The following is a 26,815-nucleotide window of genomic DNA, read 5'->3' as shown; positions in this document are numbered from 1 at the left end:
ACACTGACCCACAGCAGCACCACGTGACCGCGTGGGGAAAGTCCGGTGAAACTCCGGCGCTGACCCGCAACGGTAGAGCCCGAGCACCCGCCGGTCACGTCGCATCCCTCCCGTCGCGGTCTACGGGGTGGCGCCCGGGGCACCGGGATCCATCATGGACCCGGACAGAAAGGCCCCCTCGTGCGCAGAACCCTTCTGGTACCGGTCGCCGCCGTGGCCCTCAGCCTCGGCCTCGCTGCCCCCGCCCAGGCGGCACCCGTCACCAAGGACGCGAACCAGGCCGCGGCCGGGTGGCTCACCACGCAGCTCAAGGACGGCGAGCGCCTGCAGTCCTCCGGTTACGACGACGCCGGGCTGACCATCGACGCGGTCCTCGCCTTCGACGCCGTGGGCGTGGCCGGCGACGCCGCCGCGAAGGCCACCGCGTGGCTGGTCAAGCCGGACAGCGTCGCGAACTACATCGGCGACGGCGCCAAGGAGTCCTACGCGGGCGCGCACGCCAAGCTCGCGCTCCTCGCGCTCGCCCAGGGCAAGGACCCGGAGGCGGTCGGCGGCCGGAAGCTGCTCACCGAGCTGGCCGCGCTCCAGGAGGCTTCGGGCCGCTACTCCGACAGGTCCGAGTACGGCAACTACAGCAACACGTTCAGCCAGTCGCTGGCCGTGATCGCGCTGCAGCGTACCCCCGGGAAGGCCCCCGCCAAGGCCGTGGAGTTCCTGGTCGGCAGCCAGTGCCCCGACGGCGGCTTCCCGCAGGACTTCGCGCAGCCCACGTGCACCGGCAGCGTCGACGCGACCGGGCTGGTCGTGCAGGCCCTGTTCGCCGCCGGGAAGTCCACCGAGGCCGGCAAGGCCCTCGACTGGCTGACCGCCCGCCAGCAGGCCAACGGCGGGTTCACCTCCGGCGCGGCCGTGCCGGACAAGGACAACCCGGTCAACGCCAACAGCACCGGCAACGCCCTGGCCGCCCTGCGCACCGGGCAGCGCACCGCCGCCGCGACCAAGGCCACCACCTACCTGACCGGCCTCCAGATCGGGTGCGCCGGTCCGGCCGACCAGCGCGGCGCGATCACGTTCGACGGCACGTTCACCGCCGGCAAGGCCCCCCGGGCCACGGCCGGCGCGCTGTTCGGCCTCGCGAACGGCTCGCTGAACACGGTCAGCAACAAGGACATCGCGGCCGCCGCGCCGAGCCTGGACTGCACCGTGCCGGCCACCGCCACCCCGACCCCGACCGCCGGCCCGGTCCTGCCCGTCACCGGCTCGCCCGCGTCGCTGCTCGCCTGGGCCGGCGCGGCCATGCTGGCCCTCGGCGCGTGCACCGTGGCCCTGGCCCGGCGTCGGCGCTCGGCGTGACCCTCCGACGACTGCTCGCCGCCGCGGCCCTGGTCGCGGCGGCGGTCGTCGTCCCGGCGGCCCCGGCGCGGGCCGCCTGCTCCGGCGTCACCGTCGTCGTGGACTTCGGCTCCCTGGGCGGCGGCGTCCAGACCCGGTGCGCGGGCGGCGATCCGGGGACCGGCCTCCAGGCACTGGAGTCGGCCGGGTTCGGTTACAGCTTCGTGCCCCGGCAGGCCGGACTGATCTGCCAGCTCAACAGCCGGCCCGACCCGTGCAACGGCGCGCCCAAGGACGCCTACTGGGCCTACTACCACGCCCAGCCGGGCGGTTCGTGGACATACAGCGACGAGGGCGCCGGCAGCTACGACCCGCCGGCCGGCAGCGTCGAGGGCTGGGCGTTCGGCGCGGGCCGCCGCCCCGGCATCGCGCCCCCGGCCGCGCCCGCTCCCCCGCCGCCCCCGGTACCCGTGCCGCCCGCGCCGACCGCCGGCCCCGGGCACCCGCAGCCGGGTGGCACCACCGCACCGGGCCCGCAGTCAGCGGCACCCTCGGCGGGCCCCAGCGCCGCCGCTACCCCGGAGCCCTCGGGGGCGCCGGCCACCGTGCCCGGGTCGAATACCCCCACCCCCGCCGCGGCCACCCCGAAGTCGGAGAAATCCGCCGGGCTCCCCTGGCAGCTGGGCCTGCTCGCGGTCCTCGTCCTCGGCGGGCTCGCGTTCTGGCAGGTCAAGCGTCGCCGTGCCCAGTAGGTTGCACCCCGGCGCGTGGTGGTTGTGGGCGCTGGCGCTCGGTACGGCCGCGAGTCGGACCACCAACCCGTGGCTGCTGCTGCTCGCGCTGGCGGTCGCCGGCTACGTCGTCGCGGCCCGGCGCTCCGGGGAGCCGTGGGCCGACTCGTACAAGGTGTTCCTCCGGTTCGGGCTGGTCGCCATCGCGTTCCGGCTCGGGTTCCACGCCCTCCTCGGCGGGTACGGCGGCACGCACGTCGTGTTCACCCTGCCCCGGATCCCGCTGCCCGACTGGGCGCAGGGCATCCGGCTCGGCGGCCCGGTGACCGCCGAGGGCCTGGTCGCCTCGTTCTACGACGGGCTGCGGCTCGCCGTGCTGCTCGGCTGCATCGGGGCCGCCAACGCCCTGGCCAACCCGAAGCGGCTGCTCCGGATCCTGCCCGCCGCCCTGTACGAGGTCAGCGTCGCCGTGGTCGTCGGCCTCACGGTCGCCCCGCAGCTGGTGGCCAGCGTGAAGCAGATCCGCCGGGCCCGAGCGCTGCGCGGGGACACCAAGCGCCGGGCGCGCGCCATCCTGGTACCCGTCGTCACCGACGCCCTGGACCGGGCCCTCGCCCTGGCCGCCGCGATGGACTCCCGGGGCTACGGCCGGCGCGGACCGGCGCACCGGCTCACCGGGGCCCTCGTGCTGGTCGGCCTGCTCGGCGCGTGCCTCGGGCTGTACGCGCTCCTCGACGGCCGCAGTCCCGTGCTGGTCAGCGGCCCGATCCTGGTCCTCGGGCTGGGCCTCGCGGTCGGCGGCCTGGTACTCGGCGGGCGGCGGGTGACCCGGAGCCGGTACCGGCCGGACACCTGGGGCTGGCGCGAGTACGGCGTCGTCCTCAGTGGACTGCTAGCGATCGTCGGCGTGTACGCGTTCCCCACCGGTCTCACTCCCTCCGTGGTGCCGTTGGCCATGCCGGGACTGCCGGCCCTCCCCGCGTTGGGCGTGCTGTGCGCGTTGGCACCCGCGTGGCTGTCTCCCCGGAGTACCCGATGATCGATTTCGAGTCCGTGACCGTGACCTATCCGGACGCGCCGGGGCCGACCATCGCGGACGTGGACCTGCACGTGCCCGAGGGCGAATTGTGCCTGCTCGCGGGCCGGACCGGCTCGGGCAAGTCGACGCTGCTCAAGTGCGTCAACGGCCTGGTCCCGCACTTCACCGGCGGCGAACTGACCGGCAGGGTGACCGTGGCCGGCCGCGACACCCGGCTGTTCCCCCCGCGCGAACTCGCCGACCTCGTCGGTTACGTCGGGCAGGACCCGGTCAGCGGCTTCGTCACCGACCACGTCGAGGACGAGCTGGCGTACTCGATGGAGTCCCTCGGCCTGGCCAATCCCGTGATGCGCAAACGGGTCGAGGAGACCATCGACCTGCTCGGGCTCGCCGACCTGCGGCACCGGCCGCTCGCCCAACTCTCCGGCGGGCAGCAGCAACGGGTCGCGATCGGCGCGGCCCTCACCGCGCACCCCCGCGTCCTCGTCCTCGACGAGCCGACCTCGGCGCTGGATCCGGGGGCCGCCGAGGAGGTCCTCGCCGCGCTGCACCGCCTCGTGCACGACCTCGGGGTGACCGTGCTGCTCGCGGAGCACCGGCTGGAACGGGTCGTGCAGTACGCCGACCGGGTCGTCCTGCTGCCCTCGGGGCTGGCCGGGGCGCCCGGGGAGGTGCTGGCGGAGTCGGAGGTGGCGCCGCCGGTGGTGCGGCTGGGCGGGGTGCTCGGGTGGGCGACGCGGCCGGTGTCGATCCGGGACGCGCGCCGGCTGGCCCGCACGACCCCGGTACCCGCGCCGGGTGGGGCCGTCTCCCCCGGGTCCGCGCCGGCAGCGGGATCCCCTGGCCGCCCGGTCGGCCCCTGGGCCGGGTCCCCGTTGCTCACCGTCACCGGCGCCGCCCTCCGCTACCGCGACACCACCGCCCTGGCCGGCGTCGACCTCACCCTCGCCCGGGGCGAACGCCTCGCCATCATGGGCCGCAACGGCGCCGGCAAGTCCAGCCTGCTCTGGGGCATCCAGGGCACCGGCGACCTCGACGCGGGCACCGTCACCGTCGACGGCGAACACCCGCGCGCCCTGAAGGCCGCCCGCCGCCGCAAGCTCGCCGGCCTCGTCCCCCAGCAGCCCACCGACCTGCTCTACCTCGAAACCGTCGCCGAGGAGTGCGCGCAGGCCGACCTCGAATCCGGCGCGGCCCCGGGCACCTGCCGCACCCTGCTCGACCGGCTGGCCCCGGGCCTGCCCGACGCGCTGCACCCCCGCGACGCCTCGGAAGGACAACGCCTTTCCCTGGTACTGGCCATCGCGCTCACCGCCAGCCCCGCGCTGCTCCTGCTCGACGAGCCGACCCGGGGCCTGGACTACCCGGGCAAGACGGCGCTCGCGACCCTGCTCGCCGACCTGTCCGCCCAGGGCCACGGCATCATCGTGACGACCCACGACGTGGAGTTCGTCGCCGAGTACGCGACCCGGGTCGTCGTCCTCGCCGACGGGGAGATCGTGGCGGACGGGCCGACGGCCGAGGTGGTGACGGCCTCCCCGGTGTTCGCTCCCCAGGTCTCGAAGATCCTTCCCGGGTACCTGACGGTCGAGTCGGTCGCGACGGCCCTCGCCCAGGTGAACCCGTGACAACCGGTCCGGTGCGGCCCCGGGTGCTGGTCCGGTTGCGGGGCCGGTCCGTGCTGACCATCGTGCTCGCGAGCCTGTTCGGGCTCGGGGCCGTCGGCTGGCCGCTCGTCATCAGCCCGGAGTCCACCCTCGCGCACGGCGTCGACGCGCCCTGGGTGTTCGCGCTGCTGCTGCCCCTGATCCTCGCGGTGGTGCTCGCCGAGATCAGCGAGGGCGGGATGGACGCGAAGGCGGTGGCCCTGCTCGGGGTGCTGTCGGCGGCCGGCGCGGCCCTGCGCCCCTTCGGCGCCGGTACCGCCGGGATCGAGACCGTGTTCTTCCTGCTCGTCCTGGGCGGCCGGGTGTTCGGCCCCGGCTTCGGCTTCGTGCTCGGCAGCACCACGCTGTTCACGTCCGCGCTGCTCACGGCGGGGGTCGGCCCGTGGCTCCCGTACCAGATGCTGGGTGCGGCCTGGTTCGGTCTCGGCGCCGGACTCCTGCCCCGGCTGCGCGGCCGGCTCGAACCGCTCCTCCTCGCCGGGTACGCCGCCCTCGCCAGCCTCGGCTACGGCCTGATCATGAACCTGTCGTTCTGGCCGTTCGGCACGGGCGCCGGCCTGAGCAGCATCTCCTACGTGCCGGGCGCGCCGATCGGCGAGAACCTGGTGCGGCTGCTCGGCTACATGCTGGCGACGTCCCTGGGCTGGGACGTGGGCCGCGCGCTCACCACGGCCGTCCTGGTCCTGGTCACGGCCCCGGTCATGCTCCGCACCCTCCGCCGCGCCGCCCGCCGGGCCACCTTCCCGACCCGCTGACCCAGCCGCCCGGGAGCTCCTTCACGAAGCGGACTTCACCCATACCGCACTCCGGCCGACCCCGTCTGCGGCGATGACGCCCTGCTGACGGAGGCGGTCCAACACCAACCGGATGGTGGGATCACTGACTCCTGGCAGTGCGGCCCGGATGTCGGCGACACGGAAGACGGCCGGGGCATGACGCTCGACGTACTCGCGGACGCGGTCCTGTTTGGAGCCCTGGGACCGGTCGGCGGCAGCACGCTGGGCGAAAAGACCGTAGGCGCCGGCCAGGATATTGACGAAGTACGACAGCCAGGGCCAGGGGTCGACCTCGTCGTCGTGCCAACCGTGGGTGGATTCCAACAGCGCCTGGTAGTACGCATCAGCAGAGTCGGCGATGGCCTGCTCCAGGCTGACGTACCGCGCGACGGTGTAGCCCGCGTCAGCCAACAGGGCATTCGTGATCGCCCGCGCGACCCGACCGTTGCCGTCCTCGAACGGGTGCACGACCAAAAGATCCAGCACGAATACCCCGACCAGCAGTACCGGATGGTGCTCACCTGTTGCCACAGCGGTCCGGTAGTGCTCGACGAGCTCGTGGATGTGAAACTCTGTCCGGGACGCCGGGACAGGACGGAACCGCTCCGTGAGTGTGCCATCCGGGGCACGGTCCACCACCACGTTGTCGTGAGCCTTGAAGGTGCCCCCAACGGCCGAGGTGTGCGCGAACAGAAGCCGGTGCAGGTGTAGCAGCAACCCGACGTTGAGCGGACGCCAGTCCTGCTGGAAGAGGTAGTCCAGCGCGTCGCGGTAGCCGGCGAGTTCCTGTTCGCTCCGAGTCCGCAGGGTTTGGGCCTGGCCGGCGATGATGCGTTCGGCACGGCCAGGTTCCGGGACGATGATCCCCTCGATCGCCGACGAGGCTGTGATGCTGGAGACTCGGGCCTGGTGGCTGAGCTCACGGAGGACCCCGGGCAACCGATCCCGGTACAGCCCCTCTGACCCGCGCCCGACGTCGATGGCGCTGAGCCGGGTCACGACTCCGGACGGCACGCGACCGATCAAACGGTCGATGGCCATGAAACTTCGCATTAATCTACCTAACCACAGCCGCAAACTATATAACAAGGACCTTGGTTGGGTAGATTAGCGGATGAAATTAAGGGCTACCTCGACACGGCTCAGCCGCCCGCCACCGACGGCAGCACCTGCACCTCGGCCCCGTCCGGCACCGGCGTCTCCAACCCCGCCGGCTCCCCGTTGACATACACGTTCACATACCGCCGGATCGCACCCTGCTCGTCCCGGACCCGCCGCTCCAGCAGCGGAAACTCCCGCCCCAACGCGTCGAGCACGTCGCGGAGCTCCCCCGCCTCGGCCGGCAGGTGCGACGCCCCGCCGGCCTCTGCGCGCAGCACCCCGGGCACCAGGACCGTCACCCCCATGACGCGGCCCGGACGACGAGCACGTCGGGGAGGTGCGAGGCGACCAGGTTCCAGGTGTCGCCCTCGTCGGCGCTGCCGTAGACCTCGCCGTTGCGGGTGCCGAAGTACACCCCGGCGGTGGGGGCGTCGTCGCAGCACAGGGCGTCGCGGAGCACGGTGCCGTAGTGCGCGGTGTCGGGCAGGCCGGCGCCGAGCTCGGACCAGGTCTGGCCCTCGTTCTCGGAGCGGTAGACCCGGGCCCGGTACCCCGGGGGCCAGCGGCGGGCGTCGGCCTCCAGCGGGAAGTTGTAGATCACGCCGGGCCGGTGCGGGTGGTTGACCATCGCGAAGCCGAAGTCGCTGGGCAGGCCGTCCGCGATGGACTGCCAGGTGGCGCCGGCGTCGTCGGACCGGTACACCCCGTGGTGGTTCTGGGCGAAGAACTGGTCCGGGCGGTCGGGGTTGCGGGACACCTTGTGCACGCACTGGCCGAACTCGGGCCACGGGTCGGGCAGGAAGTACGCCTTGATGCCGGTGTTGCTCGGGGCCCAGGACCCGCCGCCGTCCGCCGTCCGGTACACCCCGCCGGTGGACATCGCGACCAGCATCGACGCCGGATCGGTGGGGTGCGGGAGCACGGTGTGGATGGCCTGGCCGCCGAAGCCTGCCCCCCACTCCGGGCGGTGCGGGTGGTCCCACAGGGCGCGAACCAGCTCGAACGACCGGCCGCCGTCGGCCGACCGGAACAGCGCGGAGGGTTCGGTACCTGCGTAGACCTCGTCCGGGGCGGTGCCCGGGGTGAGCTGCCAGACCCGGCGCAGGGCCTCACCGGTGTCGGCGGGGAACGCGATGGGCGCGGTGTCCGGCTCCTGCCAGGTCGCGCCGAGGTCGTCGCTGGTGGCGACGCTGGGGCCGAAGTGCGAGCTGTCGATGCCGGCGAGCAGCCTGGGGCGGCCGGCGCGGGTGTCGATGGCGACCGAGTAGACCCCGGTCATCGGGAAGTGTGGTCCGGTGAGTTCCCAGGTGCGCCGGTCCTCGCTGGTGGCGAGGAACAGCCCCTTCCCGGTACCGATGGCGAGGAGCACAGTCATCCGTCCAGTATCTGACCGGGTACGACAGTTCCTCTCCGATTCCGGAGATCCCGGCGCGACCGCAGCTGCGCAAACCCGCATTTCAGGGGGTACTCCGGGTACCCGTCCCGCGTCTCAGGGGTGTGCCGGGGCCTCGTGGTCGAGATGCCCGACCGGTTCGAGCTGGAACGTGCTGTGCCGGATGTCGAACGCGTCGCCCATCCTGGCCGCGACCCCGTCGAGCACCGCCCCGCCGTCGGTCATCGAGGACACCACGACGTGCGCGGACAGCACCGGCATGCCGCTGGTCAGTTCCCAGACGTGCAGGTCGTGGATGTCGAGTACCCCGTCGACGGCGAGCAGTTCGGCGCGCACCGACTCGACGGCCAGCCCCTTGGGCGCGCCCTGGAGGAGCACGTCCACGGCGTCGCGGAGCAGGGACCAGGTGCGGGGCAGGATCATCAGGCCGATGACGGCGGAGGCGATCGGGTCCGCGTACCGCCAGCCGGTGAAGATGATGACGACCGCGGCGGCGATCACGGCCACGGAGCCGAGCAGGTCCCCGAGCACCTCGAGGTACGCGCCCCGGACCGCGAGGCTCTCCTTCTGGCCGCCCCGGAGCAGCAGCAGTCCGACGACATTGGCCGCGAGTCCGACGCTCGCGAATGCCAGAGTGGACAATCCGGCGACTTCCGGCGGGTCGGATATTCGCTTGTATGCCTCTATCAACACCAGTACCGCGATGACGGTGAGAATGACGGCGTTGATGACGGCGGAGAAAATTTCCACCCGATAGTAACCGAATGAATGTCGGGGTCCGGCGGCGCGTTTCCCGAACCAGATCGCGGCCATCGCGAGGGCGACCCCGCCGGCGTCGGTGAGCACGTGGCCCGCGTCGGCGAGCAGGGCGAGGCTGTTGGTGACCAGGTAGCCGATCACCTGGAGGACGAGAACTCCCAGCGCGATGCACAGTGCGATGACCAGTCGACCGCGGTGCCGTTCCCCGGCACTCTCCTGCCCGCCCATATTGTCGGAGTTTAACGATTCTCTGTTCACACCGAGCGTGAATGGCCTTTAGAGACCCTTAAGGTAATCTTGGGTTCCTCTTCATGCACAAACCTCGATACTTCGTTACATCCACTGGGCCGGCAGGCGGAGCAGACCCTGTCGGTTCGGTGGGATCAACTTTTCGGTAGTGACTTCAGGTACTCGTTGTACCGCACCCATTCGTCGTCCTCCCCGCCCGCCGCCGACCGGTCGGCCGCGCGGTCGAGCCGGCGCTGTTCGCGTTCGTCGGCCCGGATCCACTGGATGACCAGGATGACGAACACGATCGCGCTCGGGATCTCGCCGAAGCTCCACGTGATCCCCGCCCCGAGGTACTGGTCCGCGAGCGGGTCCGTCATCCAGGGCGGCCGGACGACGCTGAACCAGTCGTCGGCGATCAGCGTCTGGGCCTGCATGAGGATGACGCCGAAGAACGCGTGGAACACCATCCCACCGAAGTGGATCAGGATCAGGACGGGGTGGCTGACCTGTCGACGGCCGGGGTCGATGCCGATGATCACCCAGAAGAAGAGATAGCCGGCGAGGATGAAGTGGGTCAGCATCGCCAGGTGACCGAGGTGGCTACCCATCAGGGTCGCGAACAGCGAGCTGAAGTACAGCGCGTACAGGCTGACCACGAAGATGAACAGCGCGACGACCGGGTGGGTGAAGAACTTCAGTACCCGGCTGTGCAGGGCGAGCAGCAGCCACTCGCGCGGGCCCCGGTCACCGGCGGGGCGCGGGGCACCGTCCCCGGCCGGCTGCGGATCCGCCGCGGTGCCGGCCGGCCCGGAGGGGCGCAGCGCCCGGAGCGCCAGGGTGAGCGGCGCGCCCAGGACCAGCATGATCGGGATCAGCATCGACAGGATCATGTGCTGCATCATGTGCGCGCTGAACAGCACGTACGCGTACCTGGCCAGGCCGAGGTTCGTGATCGCGCCGAGCAGCAGCAGGCCGCCGACCCAGGACAGGGTGCGCCCGATCGGCCAGCGCACCCCGTTGCGGTGCAGCCGCCAGACGCCGGCGAGGTAGAACCCGATCCCGGCGGCGACCACGGTGATGAAGAACAGGTCGGGCAGGAACCCGCCGAACATCGAGCCGAGGGTCGGGGCGGGCGGCATCTCGAAGCCGAGCAGGTCGGTGATGCGGTCGGGGTCGATCGGGTTGGTCGGCACGGGCGTCGGGGTGCGCGACAGTCCGACGGCGAGGCCGAACACGGCGGCCATCACCAGGAGCTCGCCGGCCAGGAGGCGGCGGAAGAACGAGGGCCGGTCGGCGAGCCGGCGCAGCGCGTAGCCGCGGTGCGCGACGCCGAACGCGCCGAGCAGGCCGAGGCCGAGGACCTTGGCGAGCACGAGGCGGCCGTAGGGGCTGCCGAACAGTTCGCCCCAGGTGCCGAGCCGGATCGCGGCGTTGGCCACCCCGGAGAGGACAACCAGAACAAAACACCCCAGAGCCATCCGACTGTACCGGCCGGCGGCCACCCGCAGCGCCGCCGTCTTCCGGACCGCCAGCAGTGCCGCGAGCCCGCCGAGCCACAGCACGGCCCCGGCGATGTGCAGCGCCATGCCGGTGACCGCGACCTGGTGGTTCCCGGCCCCGGCGGCGTGCCCGGTGAACGCGGGCGGCAGGGCCGTGACCAGCGCGAGTACGGAGAGCAGGGCCGCGCCGGTCCGGGACAGCACCAGCCGGCAGCCGAGACACAGGACGAGGGCGAACACGATCTGGAGCGCGTACGCCTTGCCCATCACGACCGTGGTCCAGAAACTCCACAGCATGGTCGTACTGAGCTCGTCGACGGGCCGGCCGAGCAGATTGGCGACCGTGAACACGCTGAGCAGGATCGCGGCGACCGCCCAGGCCAGCGCGAGCCAGCCGGCCCGGCGGAGCAGCGGATAGCCCTCGGGGCCGACCGTCGTCCCCTTACCCGGGGTGAGGAACGCGGCGGCGACCACGTACCCGACGGTGACGGCGCCGAGCACGTCGAGCAGGACCCGGGTGACGGGCAGCCCGTAGGTCACCAGGTCGCCGGGATCGGGCAGCCCGGGTACCGAGCTGGAGGCGATCGCGCCGCCCGTGTCGAGTACCCAGAGAAGAACAAGGACCGCGACGGCGCCGAACGCGCCGACGAGGCCGATTTTGCGCAACGTCACGCGCTTACTTTGCCCCTCTTCTTCCCGAGGACCAGACCCAGGGCCACGATGGCGAGAAGTGCGCCACCCCCGGCGGCCCACCAGAGCCACCCCGGAGCGGCGAAGTCCGCGTCGGTGGGCTTCTTCGCGGGCTTGGGGCCCTCGCTGGGTTCCTGGTCGCCCGGGATGGCGGCGGTGAAGCCGAACCCGCCCGCGACCGGGTGCCCGTCGGAGGAGACGACCCGCCACGCGACCTTGTAGTCGCCCGACTTCAGCGGGTGCACGGGCTGGGAGACGGTGTTGTCGGTGACGCTCAGGGCGCCGACGCTGTAGGACACGCCGCCCGGACCGTTGACCACCACGGTGCTGAACCGGCCGTCGACCCCCTCGTCGAACCGGAGGTTGACCTCGGAGATCTGCTGCTTGATGATCGCACCGTCGGTGGGCGAACTGCCCTCCAACGTGCTGTGCGCGGCGGCCGGAGCCGCGATGGCCAGCAACCCCGTGAACGCTAGTGCGGCGACAACCAGCGCACGCTTCATGATTCTGGAACCTTTCCTAGACCCCGTTGGACTAATAGTCGGCTACGCGTCGTCCACAGTTCCACCTGTGGCCCCCGCCACACGATCCTCCTTAGGGGTAAATCTCCGGGAGCGTCCCCGATTCGCTCAGGGTCGAAGTCGGGCACGCTGTGGGCATGACGAAGCTCAGGATCGTGGCCGTGGGCATGATCGCCCTCCTCAGTGTCGGCGCCCTGTCCGCGTGCGGGATGGAAGACTGGACCGAGAACCGCGAGGAGAACGCGTACGAGGTGACCGAGAACGTCACCAAACTCGACATCCAGGGCCAGGCCGGGGCGGTCACGGTCCGGGCGGGTACCGGGTCGATCAAGGTCAAGGAGATCCTCCGGTTCAACGGCAACAAGCCCAAGGCGACCCACGCGGTCGTCGACGGCACGCTGAAGCTGGTGGACGAGGGCTGCTCCGGGGTCCGCAACTGCGGCGTGGAGTACGAGGTCACCGTCCCGGCCTCGCTCGCCGTGACCGTCAAGACCAGCGCGGGCCCCGTGGACGCGACCGGGCTGACCGGTGACGTGAGCCTGGCGACCAACGCGGGCAGCGTCGAGGCGGTGTCCATGGGCACCAAGAAGCTGAAGATCCGCAGCGACGCGGGCCGGATCCGCGCCGAGTTCACCGTGGTGCCCGACGACGTGGACGTCCAGACCAGCGCGGGGTCGGTGACGGTGGCGGTGCCGTCCGGCACGGCGTACGCGGTGGACGCGCGGACCAGCGCGGGCAGCCGCGACATCACGGTGCAGACCGACCCGGCGTCGACGCACAAGATCAAGGCGGAGACGAGCGCGGGGAAGATCGAGGTGCGCAACTCCTGACCGGGTGACCCAGGTCTCACGTCGATGACTTGAACGTGTTCAACAGAGGGGTCTACTCTCCTGTTGAACACGTTCAAGTCTGGAGTGCAGCCATGGACCTCACCGTCATCTCGTACATCGCCTACCTGCTGATCAGCATCGGGCTCACCGTCTGGGTCGCCCAGACCCTGAGCCGGGCCGGGAAGATCTTCCTGATCGACGTCTTCAAGGGCAACACCGAACTCAGCTCGGCCGTCAACCACCTGCTCGTCGTCGGGTTCTACCTGCTCAACCTCGGGTTCGTCGCCCTCTTCATGAAGCTCACCGACCGGGTCGACGGCCAACGCCAGGTCTTCGAGGCCGTCGCGCTCAAGGTCGGCACCGTGCTCCTCGTCCTCGGCGTCCTGCACCTGTTCAACCTGTACGTGCTGAACAAGTTCCGCCGGCGGAGCGCCATCGACGGCCAGCGGACCCCGCCGGTGCCCCCGCAGATGATGACCCGGGTCCACCCGCCCCAGCAGCAGCTCCGCCCGCCGATGGCTCCGCCCGCCCCGCAGATGTGATGGACCGCCTCACCGTGCTCTACGACGAGCACTGCTCCTTCTGCAGGCTGTGCCGGGACTGGGTCGTCAGGCAGGCCCAGCTGGTACCCCTCGAGTTCCTCGCCGCCGGGTCACCCGAGGCCCGGCGGCGCTACCCCGACATCGACCCGGCCGCGACCCTCAAGGACGTGACGGTCGTCGACGACCACGGGGCCGTGTACGCAGGCCCCAACGCCTGGGTGGTCATCCTCTGGGCCCTGGCCGAGCACCGGTCCACCGCCCTGAAGCTGGCCCACCCGCGATCCGCACCCCTGGCCAGGGCGGCCGTCGCCGCGGCCGGGCAGATCAGGCTCGCGGTGCGGACGAATCCGGACCAGTACGGTAGTGACTGTGACGACAAGCAGTGTGGATAGCAAAGGCGCCGCGACCCGGGCCCTGATCCTCGAAACGGCGATGCGGCTGTTCCAGGAGCGGGGCTACGGCAAGACGACGATGCGGGCCATCGCCGAGGCCGCCGGGGTGTCCGTCGGAAACGCCTACTACTACTTCGCTTCCAAGGAACAGCTCATCCAGGGCTTCTACGACCGGCTACAGGCCGATCACCTGGTGGCCGCCCGCCTGGCCCTCGTCGGGGAGACCGACCTGGCGCGGCGGCTCGGGCTGGTCCTGAAGACGTGGCTCGACGTCGCGGAGCCGTACCACCAGTTCGCCGCGCAGTTCTTCGTCACCGCCGCCGACCCGGCCAGCCCGCTCAGCCCGTTCTCCTCCGACTCGCGCGAGGCCCGGGACGCGAGCATCGAGATCCAGGTCGAGGCGGTGTACGGGGCGAGCACGAAGATCGACCCGAAGCTCCGGGAGACGCTGCCCGAGCTGGCCTGGCTGGGGATGATGGGCCTGGTGCTCTACTGGATCCACGACACCTCGCCGGGGCGGGCGCAGAGCTACAAGCTCGTCGACCAGTGCGTGCCGATCGCGAGCAAGGTCGTGAAGCTGAGCCGGTACCCGATCGCGAAGGCGATGATCCGCGAGGCGGCGGAGATCTGCATCGAGCACGGGATCAGCCCCCGGATCCCGAAGCCGCCGGCCCGGCCGGACACCTCCGCGAAGTAGGCACGGCGGGCGATCAGCTTCCGGCGCGGCTCTCGGCCCGGCCGGACCCCTCCGCGAAGGAGCGGCGGGCGGCGCGGGTCAGCGCGCCGCCCACTCCTCGGCGCCAGCGGGCTCAGCGCCAGCCCACATCGATCCGGGCCCCGGCCCAGTCGAAGAAGTGCACCCGGTCCATGTGCACGCCGATCCCCATCGGGGACCCGGGCTGCAGGTCCGGCGCGGCGCCCATCCGGACGGCCAGCTCGGCCCGGCGGCGGGTGTGCCGGCCCTCGGGCGTGGTCGCGACCGCCTGGGTGGCGGGCCGCTTCCGGAACCGGTCGAGCAGGCCCCGCTGCAGGCGGGGCGCGGTGACCGGGCCGGTCGGGTCGTCGAGAACGACGGCGTACGCGCCGATGTCCAGGTAGGCGAGGGACTCGTGGCCGTGGTGCTCCACGTACCGGACCCGGCCCCTGAGGTCGTGGCCCCCGGCGACCAGCGCCTCGGCGCGCAGCCCGACGACGATCCGCTCCCCGTGGTAGTGCGCCAGCGCCCGGGCGCGCAGGTCGGCCCACGGCACGTCGAGCTCCTGGTCCCCGAGCCGCAGGGCGACCCGGCTGCCGTCGTGCACGTGCACCACGGCCTCCAGGAGATTGATCTTCGGGGTACCGAGCAGCGCGGCGACGTACATGGTGGCCGGCCGGCCGTACACCTCGGCGGGGGTTCCCACGTCCTGGAGCTTCCCCCGGCGCATGATCGCGATCCGGTCCGCGACGGTGAGGGCCTCGGCCTGGTCGTGGGTGACGTACACCGTGGTCGCGCCCAGGTCGCGCACCATCGAGGAGATCTCCGCGCGCAGTTCGGCCCGGAGCCCGCTGTCCAGGCTGGACAGCGGCTCGTCCATCAGGAACAGCCGGGGCCGGCGGACGATGGCCCGGCCCATGGCGACCCGCTGCCGCTGCCCGCCGGAGAGCTGGCTGGGCTTGCGGTGCAGCAGGTCGCCGATGCCGAGGGCCGCGGCGACGTCGGCGACCCGTTCGCTCTGCTCCTCGACCGGGACGCCGGCCAGCCGGAGCGGGAAGGCGATGTTCCCGGCAACCGTGAGCTGCGGATACAGCGCGTAGTCCTGGAAGACCATCGCCACGTGCCGGTCCCGGGGCGGGATCTCCAGCGCGGGTTCGCCGTCGATCAGGAGTTGGCCCGTGGTCGGGTCCTCCAGGCCGGCGATGATTCTGAGCAGGGTGGACTTGCCGCATCCGGACGGACCGAGCAGCACCATGACCTCGCCGTCCCGGACATCGAGACTGACGTTGTCGACAGCGACGGTGCCGTCCGGAAAGGCTTTCGTGATCTTCTGGAGGCCAACCGTGGACATCCCGACACTGTGCGACCGGACGTCGACCGTCGGCTATCCCCCGATTAGCTCAACATTCAATAACGTTCACAGCGAGGCCGCCGCGGGCGGTCTCTTTGTACTTAACCTTCATATCCGCCCCCGTTTCCCGCATGGTCTTGATGACCTTGTCGAGGGAGACGAAATGGTCGCCGTCGCCGCGCAGTGCGAGTCGGGCGGCGGTGATGGCCTTGATCGAGGCGACGGCGTTGCGTTCGATGCACGGGATCTGCACCAGGCCGCCGATCGGGTCGCAGGTCAGCCCCAGGTTGTGTTCCATCGCGATCTCCGCGGCGTTCTCCACCTGGTCAGGGGTACCGCCGAGCACCTCGGCGAGCCCGGCGGCGGCCATCGAACACGCAGACCCGACCTCGCCCTGACACCCCACCTCGGCACCGGAGATCGACGCGTTCTCCTTGAAGAGCACACCCACCGCGGCCGCCGTTAACAGGAACTTGACAATGCCGTCGTCGGTCGCGCCCGGAACGAAACGCCAGTAATAGTGCATGACGGCGGGAACGATTCCCGCCGCGCCATTTGTCGGGGCGGTCACGACCCGTCCGCCGGCCGCGTTCTCCTCATTCACCGCCAACGCGAACAACGTCACCCAGTCCATCACCCGGAGTGGATCGGTGACGAAATGCTCGGACTCCATCTGGCGCTTGAGTTCCATCGCCCGGCGGCGGACCTTCAGCCCGCCGGGGAGGATGCCCTCGGTGGAGCAGCCGGTCTGCACGCAGTCGCGCATCACCTGCCAGATGTGCAGCAGGCCGGCCCGGATGTCGGCCTCGGAGCGCCAGGACAGCTCGTTGGCCATCATGATCTCCGAGATCGACTTCCCCGACTCCTTGGTCATCCGGAGCAGCTCGTCGCCCGTCTTGAACGGGTACGCGACCGGGGTGTCGTCCTCCTTGATCTGGCCGGTGTGCTCGTCGACGACGAACCCGCCGCCGACCGAGTAGTACGTCCGGGCGCGCAGGACGTGGCCCTCGGCGTCGACGGCCGTGAACCGCATGCCGTTCGGGTGCAGCGGCAGCGACTTGCGCCGGTGCAGGGTCAGCTCGAACTTCGCCGGGTGCACGCCCAGCAGCTCCACGAACCCGGCCGCCCGGATCTCCGCCACCCGGGCGTCCGCCGTCGCCGTGTCCACCGTCTCCGGGGCCTCGCCCGCCAGACCCAGCAGCACCGCCTTGTCACTGCCGTGCCCGTGACCGGTCGCACCGAGGGAACCGAACAGCTGCGCGTCGATCGTGGCGACGTCGGCGAGGAGTGCGTCAGCCTTCAGGCCGCCCACAAAAGTCCGGGCAGCCCTCATCGGGCCCACCGTATGCGAACTCGACGGACCGATACCGACCTTGAACAGGTCAAAGACACTGATCATGCTGTTCCTCACCGCTGCCGCTGGCGACGTTGCCAACCGCGTCGAGCGTAGCCGTCACCAGGGCGCCCACCCCAAAAGTAACGCCCAGATCACGCGGGCCAGACGATGTTCGTGAGGGGCTCGCCGGCCTCGTACCGGCGAATCTGCTCTTCGATCAACTTCCGCCCCCGAGGCCAGAAAGCGGACGTCTGACCACCGATGTGCGGACTTATCAGGGTGTTGGGCGCCGACCACAGCGGGTGGTCCGCCGGCAGCGGCTCAGGATCGGTCACGTCGAGCGCGGCCCGCAGCCGGCCCGAGGTCAGCTCCGCCAGCAGCGCGTCGGTGTCGACCACCGGGCCGCGCGCGACGTTGACCAGCAGCGCGCCGTCCCGCATCGCCGCGAGGAACCCGGCCCCGACCAGGCCCCGGGTCTCCTCCGTCAGCGGCGTGATCAGGATGACGATGTCGGCCTCCGGCAGAAGATCCAACACCTCCGAGATGGGGTGTACGCCCTCCCGCGCCGACCGCGCCACCCGCGTCACCGACACCTCGAACCCGGCCAGCCGGCGCTCGATGGCCTCGCCGATCGAGCCGTAGCCGACGATCAGGACCCGGGAGTCGGCGAGCGAGGGGCGCTCGTCGCGGACCCATCTACCCTGGTCACCGTTGCGGACGTAGCCGGCGATGTTGCGCTGCGCGGCCAGGGTGAGAGTCAGGGCCATCTCGGCGGTCGACGCGTCGTGCACGCCGCGCGCGTTGGCCAACAGCAGCCCGGGGCGCATCAGGTGCATCGCGTGCTCGTACCCGGCGGTCAGCAGCTGCACGACCCGGAGCGCGGGCATGTCCGCGATGGGCTGGTAGTACTCCTTGTTGAAGGTGTACGGCGGCACGAAGAACTCAACATCATCGATCACGCTGGGTAGTGGGGTGGAGCCGTCCCACACCTCGACGTCGAGGTCGGACAGCCGGTCAGCGGACTCCGCGAAAGGGATGAGATAGCGCACAGCGATAATTGTGCGGTGTTCCGCGAGATCCGACAGTGGTTCGATCCCCATGAGGTGCGTGAGACGGGCGACACTCCCGACTACCGCTTCTCCCTCGCCAACGAGCGTACGTTCCTCGCCTGGCTCCGTACGGCACTGGCCCTGGTGGGCGGTGGGCTCGCCGCGGCCCAGTTCGTCACCACGCCAGCGGCCCCCTATGTCCGGACCGTGATCGCGGTGGTGCTGCTCCTGTTGGGCGGCGGGTGCGCGCTGCGGGCCGTGGACCACTGGATCCGGTGCGAACGCGCGATGCGCACCGGGAAGGATCTGCCGCCGCAGCGGTTCCCCGCCGTGTTGGCGCTGTCGCTGGGGGTGGGGGCGGTGGGGTTGATCGTGCTGGTCGTCGCCGGGGGTTTCGGGAAGTGAGGCTGCTCGCCGGGGACGGCGGGTTGCAGCCCGAGCGGACCCGGCTGGCCTGGCGGCGCACCGTGCTGACCTCGGCGGTGGTGACGCTGCTCGGGGCCCGGTTGTGCCGGGACGAACCGTTGGTGCTGGCAGGGGTGGTGATCACCTGGCTGGTGTTGTTGCGGGTCGGGTTCTGGCGGGTGGCGGCGATGGGGGTGCCGCACCCGACCCGGCTACTGCTCCCCACCGCCCTGATCGCCGCCGGCTCCGTCATGGCCCTGGCCGTGCTGGGCATCGTCCAAGCCCTGCGCTAGTCAGGCGAACGCCGACAGCCCCGTCAGCTTCTGGCCGATCACCAGCTGGTGCACCTCCGAGGTGCCCTCGTACGTCAGCACGCTCTCCAGGTTGTTCGCGTGCCGCATGATCGGGTACTCCCCCGAGATGCCGTTGGCGCCCAGCAGCGTCCGGCACGTCCGCGCGATGGCCAGCGCCTCGCGCACGTTGTTCAGCTTGCCCACGCTGACCTGCTCCGGCTGGAGCTGTCCGGAGTCGGCGAGCCGGCCGAGGTGCAGGGCCAGCAGGTACCCCTTCTGGAGCTCCAGGGCCATGTCGGCGAGCTTCGCCTGGGTGAGCTGGAACCCGGCGAGCGGCCGGCCGAACTGCTCCCGGTTCCGGGTGTAGGAGATCGCGGTGTCCAGGCAGTCCCGGGCCGCGCCGAGCGCCCCCCACACGATCCCGTACCGCGCCTCGGTCAGGCAGGACAGCGGCGCCTTGAGCCCCCGGGCCCCCGGCAGCTGGGCCGAGGCGGGCAGCCTGACGTTGTCGAAGACGAGCTCGCCGGTGGCCGACGCGCGCAGGGACATCTTGTTGTGGATCTCGTTCACGGTCACGCCGGGCTCGGCCAGCGGCACCACGAACCCGGTGATGCCCTGCTCGACCCGCGCCCAGATCACGGCCAGCTCGGCGACCGGGGCGTTGGTGATCCACATTTTGGTACCGGTGAGCAGCCAGTCGTCCCCGTCCCGGACGGCCCGCGTCGTCATCCCGGCCGGGTCGGACCCGTGGTCGGGTTCGGTGAGGCCGAAGCACCCGATCGCCTCGCCGGCCGCCATCCGGGGCAGCCACTGCTGCTTCTGCTCCTCGGAGCCGAACTTCCAGATCGCGAACATCGCCAGGGAACCCTGCACGCTGACCAGGCTCCGGACCCCCGAGTCGCCGGCCTCCAGCTCCAGGCACGACAGGCCGTACGCGACGGCGGAGACGCCCGCGCAGCCGTAGCCCGTGAGGTGGGCGCCGAGCAGGCCCAGCTTGCCCAGCTCCCGGGCGAGCTCCCGGACGGGGGCGCTGCCGCTCTCGTACCACTCGGCGACGTGCGGGCGGACCTGGTCGTCGACGAGCCGGCGCACACTGTCGGCGAAGGCGCGCTCCTCGGCGGTCAACAGCGATTCGAGGGCGAGCAGCTCGATGGCGTCAGTCATGAGGCCACCGTATCGGCTGCCGGTCAGGCATCATGGGCCACTATGAGCACCAGTCCGGACGGCCTCGGCCGTACCCCCGCCGAGCTGCCCGAATTCCACCTGCCCGGAGCGGGGCCGGCATCCGGGCCCGCCGGGACGGCCTCGACGTCGGGGCCGGCGTGGTCCGCGCCCGACCTGGACCCAGAAGACGATCTTGATGGGTACGAGGAGGACGCGGCGCCCGACCGGGCCCGGCTCCGTACCACGGTGATCCTCGCGGCCCTCGGGATCGCGCTGGTCACCGCCGCCAGCCTGCTGCCCAACCTCTCCGTCGAGCTGGACGGCAAGACGATGGCCGCCGGCACCGGGGCGGGCCTGGGCAGCCTGGTGAGCATGCTGTCCCGCAGCGCCCTGGCCGACGGCTTCGTCTTCGGGCTCGGCGTCTTCGCCCTGATCGCGCTCGCGGTCACCGCCGCGAACAGCGCCGGCCGGCTGAACGGCGCGGCCCGGCTCGCCGCCGCCGGCGTCACGGTCTACGTGCTCGGTTCCATGCTCAACGTCTATCTCAGCCTGCAACGCCAGCTCGACCCGGTAGGCCTGGGCGAGTTCGACAGCCCCGTCCGGCCGGGGAACCTGACTCCGGAACTGGTCGCCCAGCCGGGCGCGTTCTGCGCGGTCCTCGGCATCCTGCTGCTCGCCGCCGCCGTCATCGCGGCGGGTCCCCGGCCGGCGTTCCTGCACCGGTTCGGGCAGCGGACGGCCGAACCGGTGGAGCCGGACGAGGAGGGCCGCGACATCCAGGTGAGCGTGCACTAGCCCGGACCGCTCGGAGCCGGGTGCGCGCCGCGTGCGACCCGGGGGCTAGAGCTCCAGGACCCGCGCGTGGATCGTCGTGCGCTGCTGCAGGGCCGCCCGCAGCGCCCGGTGCACCCCGTCCTCCAGGTACAACGCGTCCTGGAAGCGCACCACGTGCGGGAACAGGTCGCCGTAGAACGTCGAGTCGTCGGCGAGCAGCCGGTCGAGGCCGAGCTCGCGCTTGGTGGTGATGAGCTGGTCCAGCCGCACGGGGCGCGGCGGGATCTCGGCCCAGTCCTTGAGGCTCAGGCCGTGCTCCGGATACGGCTTGCCGTCGCGGACCGCTTTGAAAATCACGTACTGAGACTATCGCTCGCCACGATGCCCCACGTGCCGCGCCACTGCTCGCCCGGCGCGAGGGTCACGAGGTCCCGCCCGGACCGCAGCGCGTCGGGCGGACAGGTCATCGGCTCGACGGCCACGGAACGCCGGTGCCGGCCGTCCGGGAGCCCGTCCGCCGTGTACAGCTGGAGCCACCGGAACGACTGATCCGCCCACAGGGTGACAGACCTGCCGTCCGGGGCGGTCAGGGAACCGAGGATCCGGCCCTGCTCGTCGCGGCTGGGCAGCCCGAACGTCGTGTCCAGCCGGGTGTCGCCGAGCCGGCGGCCGGCCGTGTAGTCGTAGTCGGAGCCGTCGACCCGGGCCGCCCCGATCGGGAGCAGCCGGCTGTCGGTGAGGAGCCGGGAGCGCATGCTCAGCCGCAGCACCACGTCGTCGATCGGGACCCCGTCGATCCGCAGGTACGGGTGGGCGCCCAGGCCGAACGGCGCCGGCCCGGTACCCGTGTTGGTCGCGTGGTGTTCGGCGCGGAGCCCCTCCGGCCCCACCGACCAGCGGGTCCGCAGCAGCAGCCGGAACGGGTAGCCGGGCGACGCCGGCAGGTCGTACTCCACGGTCACCGCGTCCTCGGCGACCTCCACGGCGCGCCAGGGCACCCAGTTGACCAGGCCGTGGATGGCGTTGTGCCAGTCGGGCTCGCTCAGGGGGAGCTGCCGGGGCACGCCCGCGAAGGTGTAGCGGCCGTCGCGCACCCGGTTCGGCCACGGCGCGAGCACCTGGCCGGCGGCGAACGGGCAGAGCGCGTCCTCCTGGTACCCGTCGACGAGGTCGACGCCACCGGCCGAGTAGGACCGCAGGCCACCACCGACCTCGGTCACCACTGCGCGCTGATCGCCGGCGGCGATGGACCACTCCATAGTCCGCGACCATAGCGCGCCACGAGACCCGACAAAACCCTCAGTTGAAGCTATGGTGACAATCTCTCCACCAGCCAGCCCGCGGCGCTGTGCCGGAACCGCAACCTGTCGTGCAACCGACTGCGCCGGCCCTGCCAGAACTCGACGGTCTGCGGCACCACGCGGAAGCCTCCCCAGTGGTCCGGGGCGGGGATCTCCTCGGGCCAGCGGTGCTCGGCGGCATCCCACGCGGCCTCCAGTTCGGCCCGGCCGGAGATGACCTCGGACTGCCGGCTGGCCCACGCGCCGAGCCGGGCGCCCCGGGGGCGGCTCGCGAAGTACTCCTCGGTCTCGGTGCGGGTGACCCGTTCGACGTCGCCGCACACGATGACCTGCCGGTGCAGCGCGTACCACGGGAAGACGAGGCTCGCGTGCGGGTCGTCGCGCAGTTCCAGCCCCTTGCGCGACTCGTAGTTGGTGAAGAAGACGAAGCCCCGGTCGTCGATGGACTTCAGCAGCACCGAGCGCGCGGACGGCCGGCCGTCGAGCGCGGCGGTGGCCAGCACCATCGCGTTGGGCTCGTCCACCCCGGTCCTCCGGGCCACGTCGAGCCACGCCGCGAACTGACTCGGCCAGTCTTCTGCCAGGTCAGCTTCGTTCAACGGAAGATCGCCGTACTCCTGCCGCATCGCAGCCAGATTTGCCGCAGTGTCACCTATCACCCGCATATCCTGTCAGGGGACCAGCCCATTGGCTGAAAAAGTGAGGCACTCGCCACATCCCGGAGTGGTTTTACCCCATGACCCCCTCCGAGGGTCCAAGATGTCGCGCAAGGCACTACTGATGGTCGCCACCCGCCAGACCGGTGGGTGGGGCCACCGGGCGCACGGACTCGGGCCGGAGGCGCGCGTCCCGGACATCCGTCATATATGGCGTACGGATCCTGGGAGTACTAATGTCCGACTTCAAGCCCGGGCTAGAGGGTGTCATCGCCTTCGAGTCCGAGATCGCCGAACCTGACAAGGAAGGCGGTGCGCTGCGTTATCGCGGCGTCGACATCGAAGACCTGATCGGTCGGGTGTCGTTCGGTAACGTGTGGGCCCTGCTGGTCGACGGGAAGTTCGGGCCCGGGCTACCGCCCGCCGAGCCGTTCCCGGTACCGGTCCACTCCGGCGACATCCGGGTCGACGTCCAGTCCGCGGTCGCGATGCTCGCGCCGTACTGGGGCCTCGGCCAGCTGCTCGACATCTCCGACGAGCAGGCGCGCGCCGACCTCGCCCGCGTGTCGGTGACCGCGCTGTCCTTCGTCGCGCAGTCCGCGCGCGGGGTGGGCCTGCCGGCCGTCCCGCAGAAGGAGATCGACACCGCCGCCACGATCGTGGAGCGGTTCATGAAGCGCTGGCGGGGCGAGCCCGACCCGCGGCACGTCAAGGCCGTCGACGCGTACTTCATCTCGGCCGCCGAGCACGGCATGAACGCCTCGACCTTCACCACCCGCGTCGTCGCCTCCACCGGCGCGGACGCGGCCGCCTGTATCTCCTCCGGCATCGGCGCGCTCTCGGGCCCGCTGCACGGCGGCGCGCCCTCCCGGGTGCTGGAGATGCTGGAGGGCGTGGAGCGCACCGGTGACGCCGACGCGTACGTCAAGGGCGTCCTGGACCGGGGCGAGCGCCTGATGGGCTTCGGCCACCGGGTGTACCGGGCGGAGGACCCGCGCGCCCGCGTGCTCCGCCGCACGGCCCGCGAGCTCAACGCGCCGCGCTTCGAGGTCGCCGAGGCCCTGGAGAAGGCCGCGCTGGCCGAGCTGCACGCCCGCAAGCCCGACCGGGTGCTGGCCACGAACGTCGAGTTCTGGTCGGCCGTGGTGCTGGACTTCGCCGAGGTCCCCGCGCACATGTTCACCTCGATGTTCACCTGCGCCCGGGTCGCCGGGTGGAGCGCGCACATCCTGGAGCAGAAGAAGCTGGGCCGCCTGGTCCGGCCGTCGGCGACCTACGTCGGCCCCGCGCCGCGCAAGCCGTCCGACGTCGAGGGCTTCGACGTGATCGCCCGTTAGGCTGCGTTGAACGATCGTTCAGGGGCCGCCCTCGGGCGGCCCCTTTTCGTTGGGATAGTCTGGTCGGACACGGCAGCGTCGCCGGGCATGCGCAAGATCACCCGATGGAAGGACGCTGTCCTGTGATCATTCCCGAGAACCTCAAGCCCGCCGACGGCCGGTTCGGCTGCGGCCCGTCGAAGGTCCGCCCCGAGGCCGTCGCGGCCCTGGCGGACGTGGCGACCACGTTCCTCGGCACCTCCCACCGGCAGGCCACGGTCAAGAACGAGGTCGCCCGGCTCCGCCGCGGCCTGGCCAGCCTGTTCAGCCTCCCCGAGGGCTACGAGGTCGTGATCGGCAACGGCGGCACCACCGCGTTCTGGGAGGTCGCGACGTTCGGCCTGATCCGGGACCGCGCGCAGTTCGCGTCGTTCGGCGAGTTCGGCTCGAAGTTCGTGTCCTCGGTGAAGGCGGCGCCGTTCCTGGGTTCGCCGACCGTGCACAAGGCCGACCCGGGCAGCGCCCCGACCCTGGTCGCCGAGGCCGGGATCGACGCCTACTGCCTGCCGCAGAACGAGACGTCCACCGGCGTCGCGGTGCCGATCAAGCGGGTCGAGGGCGCCGACGAGGGCGCACTGCTGCTGGTCGACGCCACCTCGGCGGCCGGCGGCCTCGCGGTCGACATCGCAGAGACCGATGTGTACTACTTCGCGCCGCAGAAGTGCTTCGGCTCCGACGGCGGCCTGTGGATCGCCGTCCTGTCGCCGGCCGCCGTCGCGCGCGCCTTCGAGATCAAGGAGTCGGGCCGCTACATCCCCGCGTTCCTCGACCTGGTGACGGCGATCGAGCAGTCCCGCCTGGAGCAGACGTACAACACGCCGGCGCTGGCGACGATCTTCCTGGCCGCCGAGCAGACCGACTGGATGCTCGCGAACGGCGGGCTGGAGTGGTGCGCCAAGCGGACCGCCGAGTCGGCCGGCGTGCTCTACGACTGGGCGGACGCCTCCCCGGTCGCGACGCCGTACGTCGTGGACCCGGCGCTGCGGTCCAACGTGGTCGCCACGATCGACTTCGACGACAGCGTGGACGCGACGGCCGTGGCCAAGGCGCTCCGGGCGAACGGCATCGTGGACACCGAGCCGTACCGCAAGCTCGGCCGCAACCAGCTCCGGGTCGCGCTGTTCCCGAGCGTGGAGCCCGCGGACGTCGAGGCACTGACGAAGTGCATCGACTTCGTGCTCGCAGGACTGTAATTTTTCCGGCACCGGCACGCTGTAGAGCGTGCCGGTGCTCGCTTTTTACCCCCTTTTGAGGTACTCGTCTCTTAGATTGCCCCGGCGTGCCTCGCACAGAGCCGCTATCGTTCGTCGTACGGTGTCCAGACAGGCGCCCCGACGGGACGGAGGATCGCGATGCGGCCGGTACGCTTCGTCGCCCTCTCCGAGGACGGCCAGGCGCTGGTGCTCGCCGACGAGGTCGGCCGACTGCTGGCGCTCCCCATCGACGACCAGATGACGTCCGCGCTGCGGCACGACCGCAACGCGCTGCGCACCCACCCGGCCAGCCCGGCGATGGGTGCCCAGACGGCGTTGTCCCCCCGCGACATCCAGGCCCGGATCCGGGGCGGCGAGTCCGCCGAGGACGTGGCGCGCGTCGCCAACGTCCCGGTCGACCGCGTCCTGCGCTACGCCGGTCCCGTCCTGCAGGAGCGGGCCATGCTCGCCCAGCACGCCCGGCGTACCCGGCTGCGCACCTCCGACCGGGGCGCGTCCCTGGCCGAGGTCGTCGACGCGCGCCTCGGCAAGCACGGCGTCGACGCCGAGAAGGTCTCCTGGGACGCCTACCGGCGCGAGGACGGCACCTGGCGGGTCATCGCCACGTGGCCGAGCGGCAAGGCGACGGCGCAGGCGGTCTGGGAGCTGGACAAGGCCCGTCAGGTCGTCATCCCGTCCGACGACATGTCCCACTACCTGTGCACGGAGCGCCCCGCCCCGCTGCTCGGCCAGGAGCCGGCCCCCGAGCCGGCCCGGCACGGGCACGACCCGGCGGGGCCGCCGCCGCGCGCGCTGCGGCCGGCGGACCAGCTCGCCCAGGGCGCCGACCCGATCCGCGCCGGCCGGGACGCGCTGCTCGCCTCGCTGGAGCGTCCGCTCGAGCGGCCGGGCCGCAGCCTGGAGCCGGCCGCGCGGCAGCAGTCGCCGACCGCGCCCGGCAAGCTGTCGGTGTCGGCGTTCGCCGAGGACGACATGGACGCGCCGAAGGAGGTGCCGGCCGTGCCGTCGCTCGCCGTGCTCCGGCCGCGCCGGCAGTCGGCCACGCCGTCGGTCGCCGATCCGGCCTCCGGGGACAAACCTCGCAAGAAGCTGCCCAGCTGGGACGACGTCCTGTTCGGCAGCGCCCCCACGGCCAACGGCGGAACGTCCTGACCAGTGGCCCCACAACCCTTCAACCAGTGCGGATCATCACAGGTCGTTAGCCAAACTAATGAGATAGGCTAACGACTGTGATGGTTCGGCCAACAGACGACCAGGCACGCCTCGCCGCATCCCTGCGGCAGTCGATCATGCGGCTCAACCGCAGCCTGCGTCGGGCCCGCCCGATCAGCGAGCTCACCCCGAGTCAGCTCTCCGCCCTGACCAGTCTCGACCTGGCCGGCGCGCTGACCCCTCGCGAACTCGCCGACACCGAGCGGGTCCAACCGCCGACGATGACGAAGGTCATCGCCAAGTTGGAAGAACGGGGCCTCGTACAGCGGACCCCGCACCCGACCGACGGACGTCAGGTCATCCTGGCGACCACCGAGACGGCGCGGAGCCTGCTCGGCGACAACCAGCGAGCCCGGGACGCCTGGCTCGCCGAGCGACTCGCCGAGCTGACCGCCGAGGAACGCGAGGCCCTGAGCAAGGCCGCTGAGCTGCTGGAGCGCATCGCCCGGAGCTGAAGGCTGAGCCATCCCACGTAAGCACCATCTAC

Annotated in this window: 29 protein-coding genes and 1 riboswitch; of the genes, 16 read left to right on the top strand and 13 right to left on the bottom strand. The window is 71.4% G+C overall.

The window, feature by feature from the left end; genetic code table 11:
• Positions 1-24 precede the first annotated feature (24 nt).
• Positions 25-97, top strand: a riboswitch (adenosylcobalamin-variant (AdoCbl-variant) riboswitch).
• Positions 98-180: 83 nt separating this feature from the next.
• The 5 genes from PT931_RS13940 to PT931_RS13920 are packed head-to-tail and all read left to right on the top strand — an operon-like array spanning position 181 to position 5,524.
• Entirely contained in the window at positions 181-1,353 is a 1,173-nt protein-coding gene (locus PT931_RS13940; protein WP_456246148.1) for an LPXTG cell wall anchor domain-containing protein, read from the top strand.
• The gene (locus PT931_RS13935; protein ID WP_456246147.1) at positions 1,350-2,084 is read left to right on the top strand and encodes a hypothetical protein; all 735 of its coding nucleotides are present in this window, start codon (positions 1,350-1,352) and stop codon (positions 2,082-2,084) included. Before PT931_RS13940 ends, PT931_RS13935 begins: the two co-directional genes overlap by 4 nt.
• Complete coding sequence (locus PT931_RS13930; RefSeq protein ID WP_456246146.1) at positions 2,074-3,102, top strand: CbiQ family ECF transporter T component; 1,029 nt, start codon at positions 2,074-2,076, stop codon at positions 3,100-3,102. Before PT931_RS13935 ends, PT931_RS13930 begins: the two co-directional genes overlap by 11 nt.
• Positions 3,099-4,730 carry an ABC transporter ATP-binding protein gene (locus PT931_RS13925; RefSeq protein WP_456246145.1) on the top strand — a complete coding sequence of 544 codons (1,632 nt, stop codon included), beginning with the start codon at positions 3,099-3,101 and terminating at the stop codon, positions 4,728-4,730. Before PT931_RS13930 ends, PT931_RS13925 begins: the two co-directional genes overlap by 4 nt.
• Positions 4,727-5,524 carry an ECF transporter S component gene (locus tag PT931_RS13920; protein WP_456246144.1) on the top strand — a complete coding sequence of 266 codons (798 nt, stop codon included), beginning with the start codon at positions 4,727-4,729 and terminating at the stop codon, positions 5,522-5,524. The genes PT931_RS13925 and PT931_RS13920 overlap by 4 nt, the downstream gene beginning before the upstream one ends.
• 21 nt (positions 5,525-5,545) lie before the next feature.
• On the opposite strand, the gene PT931_RS13915 is transcribed toward PT931_RS13920, so the two are convergent.
• The 6 genes from PT931_RS13915 to PT931_RS13890 form a co-directional block, all read right to left on the bottom strand.
• Positions 5,546-6,586, bottom strand: a complete 1,041-nt coding sequence (locus PT931_RS13915; RefSeq protein WP_456246143.1) for a Fic family protein — start codon at positions 6,584-6,586, stop codon at positions 5,546-5,548.
• A gap of 101 nt (positions 6,587-6,687) precedes the next feature.
• Complete coding sequence (locus PT931_RS13910; protein ID WP_456246142.1) at positions 6,688-6,951, bottom strand: MoaD/ThiS family protein; 264 nt, start codon at positions 6,949-6,951, stop codon at positions 6,688-6,690.
• Positions 6,942-8,021 carry a WD40/YVTN/BNR-like repeat-containing protein gene (locus tag PT931_RS13905; RefSeq protein WP_456246141.1) on the bottom strand — a complete coding sequence of 360 codons (1,080 nt, stop codon included), beginning with the start codon at positions 8,019-8,021 and terminating at the stop codon, positions 6,942-6,944. Before PT931_RS13905 ends, PT931_RS13910 begins: the two co-directional genes overlap by 10 nt.
• Before the next feature lie 114 nt (positions 8,022-8,135).
• Positions 8,136-9,026, bottom strand: coding sequence for a cation diffusion facilitator family transporter (locus PT931_RS13900; RefSeq protein ID WP_456246140.1), 891 nt, complete (start codon positions 9,024-9,026; stop codon positions 8,136-8,138).
• Positions 9,027-9,181: 155 nt separating this feature from the next.
• Positions 9,182-11,200 (bottom strand): cytochrome c oxidase assembly protein, encoded by a 2,019-nt coding sequence (locus tag PT931_RS13895; RefSeq protein ID WP_456246139.1) that lies wholly within the window; start codon positions 11,198-11,200, stop codon positions 9,182-9,184.
• Positions 11,197-11,721: a copper resistance CopC family protein gene (locus PT931_RS13890; protein ID WP_456246138.1), complete on the bottom strand. Its 525-nt coding sequence runs from the start codon at positions 11,719-11,721 to the stop codon at positions 11,197-11,199. The genes PT931_RS13895 and PT931_RS13890 overlap by 4 nt, the downstream gene beginning before the upstream one ends.
• A gap of 155 nt (positions 11,722-11,876) precedes the next feature.
• On the opposite strand from PT931_RS13890, the gene PT931_RS13885 reads away from it, so the two are divergent.
• The 4 genes from PT931_RS13885 to PT931_RS13870 all read left to right on the top strand — a co-directional run bounded on the left by PT931_RS13885 (position 11,877) and on the right by PT931_RS13870 (position 14,200).
• Positions 11,877-12,569, top strand: coding sequence for a DUF4097 family beta strand repeat-containing protein (locus tag PT931_RS13885; protein ID WP_456246137.1), 693 nt, complete (start codon positions 11,877-11,879; stop codon positions 12,567-12,569).
• A 92-nt stretch (positions 12,570-12,661) separates the two neighbouring features.
• Positions 12,662-13,111, top strand: coding sequence for a hypothetical protein (locus PT931_RS13880; protein ID WP_456246136.1), 450 nt, complete (start codon positions 12,662-12,664; stop codon positions 13,109-13,111).
• Positions 13,111-13,503, top strand: a complete 393-nt coding sequence (locus tag PT931_RS13875; RefSeq protein ID WP_456246135.1) for a thiol-disulfide oxidoreductase DCC family protein — start codon at positions 13,111-13,113, stop codon at positions 13,501-13,503. The genes PT931_RS13880 and PT931_RS13875 overlap by 1 nt, the downstream gene beginning before the upstream one ends.
• Complete coding sequence (locus PT931_RS13870; RefSeq protein ID WP_456246134.1) at positions 13,481-14,200, top strand: TetR family transcriptional regulator; 720 nt, start codon at positions 13,481-13,483, stop codon at positions 14,198-14,200. Before PT931_RS13875 ends, PT931_RS13870 begins: the two co-directional genes overlap by 23 nt.
• A 112-nt stretch (positions 14,201-14,312) precedes the next feature.
• On the opposite strand, the gene PT931_RS13865 is transcribed toward PT931_RS13870, so the two are convergent.
• The 3 genes from PT931_RS13865 to PT931_RS13855 all read right to left on the bottom strand — a co-directional run bounded on the left by PT931_RS13865 (position 14,313) and on the right by PT931_RS13855 (position 17,933).
• Positions 14,313-15,548 (bottom strand): ABC transporter ATP-binding protein, encoded by a 1,236-nt coding sequence (locus PT931_RS13865; RefSeq protein ID WP_456246133.1) that lies wholly within the window; start codon positions 15,546-15,548, stop codon positions 14,313-14,315.
• Positions 15,549-15,597: 49 nt separating this feature from the next.
• Positions 15,598-16,947, bottom strand: a complete 1,350-nt coding sequence (locus PT931_RS13860; protein WP_456246132.1) for an L-serine ammonia-lyase — start codon at positions 16,945-16,947, stop codon at positions 15,598-15,600.
• 89 nt (positions 16,948-17,036) lie between these two features.
• Positions 17,037-17,933: a 2-hydroxyacid dehydrogenase gene (locus tag PT931_RS13855; RefSeq protein WP_456246131.1), complete on the bottom strand. Its 897-nt coding sequence runs from the start codon at positions 17,931-17,933 to the stop codon at positions 17,037-17,039.
• A gap of 15 nt (positions 17,934-17,948) precedes the next feature.
• Here PT931_RS13855 and PT931_RS13850 point away from each other — a divergent pair, with 15 nt between their 5' ends.
• Positions 17,949-18,338 (top strand): YidH family protein, encoded by a 390-nt coding sequence (locus PT931_RS13850; protein ID WP_456246130.1) that lies wholly within the window; start codon positions 17,949-17,951, stop codon positions 18,336-18,338.
• Positions 18,335-18,631 carry a DUF202 domain-containing protein gene (locus PT931_RS13845; protein ID WP_456246129.1) on the top strand — a complete coding sequence of 99 codons (297 nt, stop codon included), beginning with the start codon at positions 18,335-18,337 and terminating at the stop codon, positions 18,629-18,631. The genes PT931_RS13850 and PT931_RS13845 overlap by 4 nt, the downstream gene beginning before the upstream one ends.
• On the opposite strand, the gene PT931_RS13840 is transcribed toward PT931_RS13845, so the two are convergent.
• Complete coding sequence (locus PT931_RS13840; RefSeq protein ID WP_456246128.1) at positions 18,632-19,795, bottom strand: acyl-CoA dehydrogenase family protein; 1,164 nt, start codon at positions 19,793-19,795, stop codon at positions 18,632-18,634.
• Positions 19,796-19,837: 42 nt separating this feature from the next.
• Here PT931_RS13840 and PT931_RS13835 point away from each other — a divergent pair, with 42 nt between their 5' ends.
• Positions 19,838-20,590 (top strand): hypothetical protein, encoded by a 753-nt coding sequence (locus tag PT931_RS13835; RefSeq protein ID WP_456246127.1) that lies wholly within the window; start codon positions 19,838-19,840, stop codon positions 20,588-20,590.
• Between the two features lie 45 nt (positions 20,591-20,635).
• Here PT931_RS13835 and PT931_RS13830 read toward each other — a convergent pair whose 3' ends face one another.
• From PT931_RS13830 to pdxH, 3 genes are read right to left on the bottom strand one after another with little or no spacing between them, the layout of a single operon-like run.
• Entirely contained in the window at positions 20,636-20,926 is a 291-nt protein-coding gene (locus PT931_RS13830; RefSeq protein ID WP_456246126.1) for a type II toxin-antitoxin system VapB family antitoxin, read from the bottom strand.
• Positions 20,923-21,828 (bottom strand): aldose 1-epimerase family protein, encoded by a 906-nt coding sequence (locus tag PT931_RS13825; RefSeq protein ID WP_456246125.1) that lies wholly within the window; start codon positions 21,826-21,828, stop codon positions 20,923-20,925. Before PT931_RS13825 ends, PT931_RS13830 begins: the two co-directional genes overlap by 4 nt.
• A gap of 50 nt (positions 21,829-21,878) precedes the next feature.
• Positions 21,879-22,535: a pyridoxamine 5'-phosphate oxidase gene (gene pdxH, locus PT931_RS13820; protein ID WP_456246124.1), complete on the bottom strand. Its 657-nt coding sequence runs from the start codon at positions 22,533-22,535 to the stop codon at positions 21,879-21,881.
• 227 nt (positions 22,536-22,762) lie between these two features.
• Between pdxH and PT931_RS13815 the strand changes: the two genes are divergently transcribed.
• The 4 genes from PT931_RS13815 (at position 22,763) to PT931_RS13800 (ending at position 26,783) form a co-directional block, all read left to right on the top strand.
• On the top strand, positions 22,763-23,863 hold the full coding sequence (locus PT931_RS13815) for a citrate synthase 2 (protein ID WP_456246123.1): 1,101 nt from the start codon (positions 22,763-22,765) through the stop codon (positions 23,861-23,863).
• 104 nt (positions 23,864-23,967) lie between these two features.
• Entirely contained in the window at positions 23,968-25,095 is a 1,128-nt protein-coding gene (gene serC / locus PT931_RS13810; protein ID WP_456246122.1) for a phosphoserine transaminase, read from the top strand.
• A gap of 159 nt (positions 25,096-25,254) precedes the next feature.
• The gene (gene sepH / locus PT931_RS13805) at positions 25,255-26,268 is read left to right on the top strand and encodes a septation protein SepH (RefSeq protein ID WP_456246121.1); all 1,014 of its coding nucleotides are present in this window, start codon (positions 25,255-25,257) and stop codon (positions 26,266-26,268) included.
• Positions 26,269-26,348: 80 nt separating this feature from the next.
• Complete coding sequence (locus PT931_RS13800; protein ID WP_456246120.1) at positions 26,349-26,783, top strand: MarR family winged helix-turn-helix transcriptional regulator; 435 nt, start codon at positions 26,349-26,351, stop codon at positions 26,781-26,783.
• The last annotated feature ends 32 nt before the right edge of the window (positions 26,784-26,815 follow it).

Source organism: Longispora urticae, assembly GCF_053902585.1.
This window is presented reverse-complemented; position numbering and strand designations above follow the sequence as displayed.

Bases quoted from the DNA above. Each gene is read 5' to 3' on its own strand.
- PT931_RS13885 (WP_456246137.1), top strand. From the start codon at position 11,877: ATGACGAAGCTCAGGATCGTGGCCGTGGGCATGATCGCCCTCCTCAGT.
- sepH (WP_456246121.1), top strand. From the start codon at position 25,255: ATGCGGCCGGTACGCTTCGTCGCCCTCTCCGAGGACGGCCAGGCGCTG.
- PT931_RS13915 (WP_456246143.1), bottom strand. From the start codon at position 6,586: ATGGCCATCGACCGTTTGATCGGTCGCGTGCCGTCCGGAGTCGTGACC.
- PT931_RS13860 (WP_456246132.1), bottom strand. From the start codon at position 16,947: ATGATCAGTGTCTTTGACCTGTTCAAGGTCGGTATCGGTCCGTCGAGT.
- serC (WP_456246122.1), top strand. From the start codon at position 23,968: ATGGAAGGACGCTGTCCTGTGATCATTCCCGAGAACCTCAAGCCCGCC.
- PT931_RS13905 (WP_456246141.1), bottom strand. From the start codon at position 8,021: ATGACTGTGCTCCTCGCCATCGGTACCGGGAAGGGGCTGTTCCTCGCC.
- PT931_RS13900 (WP_456246140.1), bottom strand. From the start codon at position 9,026: ATGGGCGGGCAGGAGAGTGCCGGGGAACGGCACCGCGGTCGACTGGTC.
- PT931_RS13875 (WP_456246135.1), top strand. From the start codon at position 13,111: ATGGACCGCCTCACCGTGCTCTACGACGAGCACTGCTCCTTCTGCAGG.
- pdxH (WP_456246124.1), bottom strand. From the start codon at position 22,535: ATGCGGGTGATAGGTGACACTGCGGCAAATCTGGCTGCGATGCGGCAG.
- PT931_RS13815 (WP_456246123.1), top strand. From the start codon at position 22,763: ATGTCCGACTTCAAGCCCGGGCTAGAGGGTGTCATCGCCTTCGAGTCC.
- PT931_RS13880 (WP_456246136.1), top strand. From the start codon at position 12,662: ATGGACCTCACCGTCATCTCGTACATCGCCTACCTGCTGATCAGCATC.
- PT931_RS13825 (WP_456246125.1), bottom strand. From the start codon at position 21,828: ATGGAGTGGTCCATCGCCGCCGGCGATCAGCGCGCAGTGGTGACCGAG.
- PT931_RS13925 (WP_456246145.1), top strand. From the start codon at position 3,099: ATGATCGATTTCGAGTCCGTGACCGTGACCTATCCGGACGCGCCGGGG.
- PT931_RS13865 (WP_456246133.1), bottom strand. From the start codon at position 15,548: ATGTCCACGGTTGGCCTCCAGAAGATCACGAAAGCCTTTCCGGACGGC.
- PT931_RS13835 (WP_456246127.1), top strand. From the start codon at position 19,838: ATGAGCACCAGTCCGGACGGCCTCGGCCGTACCCCCGCCGAGCTGCCC.
- PT931_RS13910 (WP_456246142.1), bottom strand. From the start codon at position 6,951: ATGGGGGTGACGGTCCTGGTGCCCGGGGTGCTGCGCGCAGAGGCCGGC.
- PT931_RS13800 (WP_456246120.1), top strand. From the start codon at position 26,349: ATGGTTCGGCCAACAGACGACCAGGCACGCCTCGCCGCATCCCTGCGG.
- PT931_RS13890 (WP_456246138.1), bottom strand. From the start codon at position 11,721: ATGAAGCGTGCGCTGGTTGTCGCCGCACTAGCGTTCACGGGGTTGCTG.
- PT931_RS13840 (WP_456246128.1), bottom strand. From the start codon at position 19,795: ATGACTGACGCCATCGAGCTGCTCGCCCTCGAATCGCTGTTGACCGCC.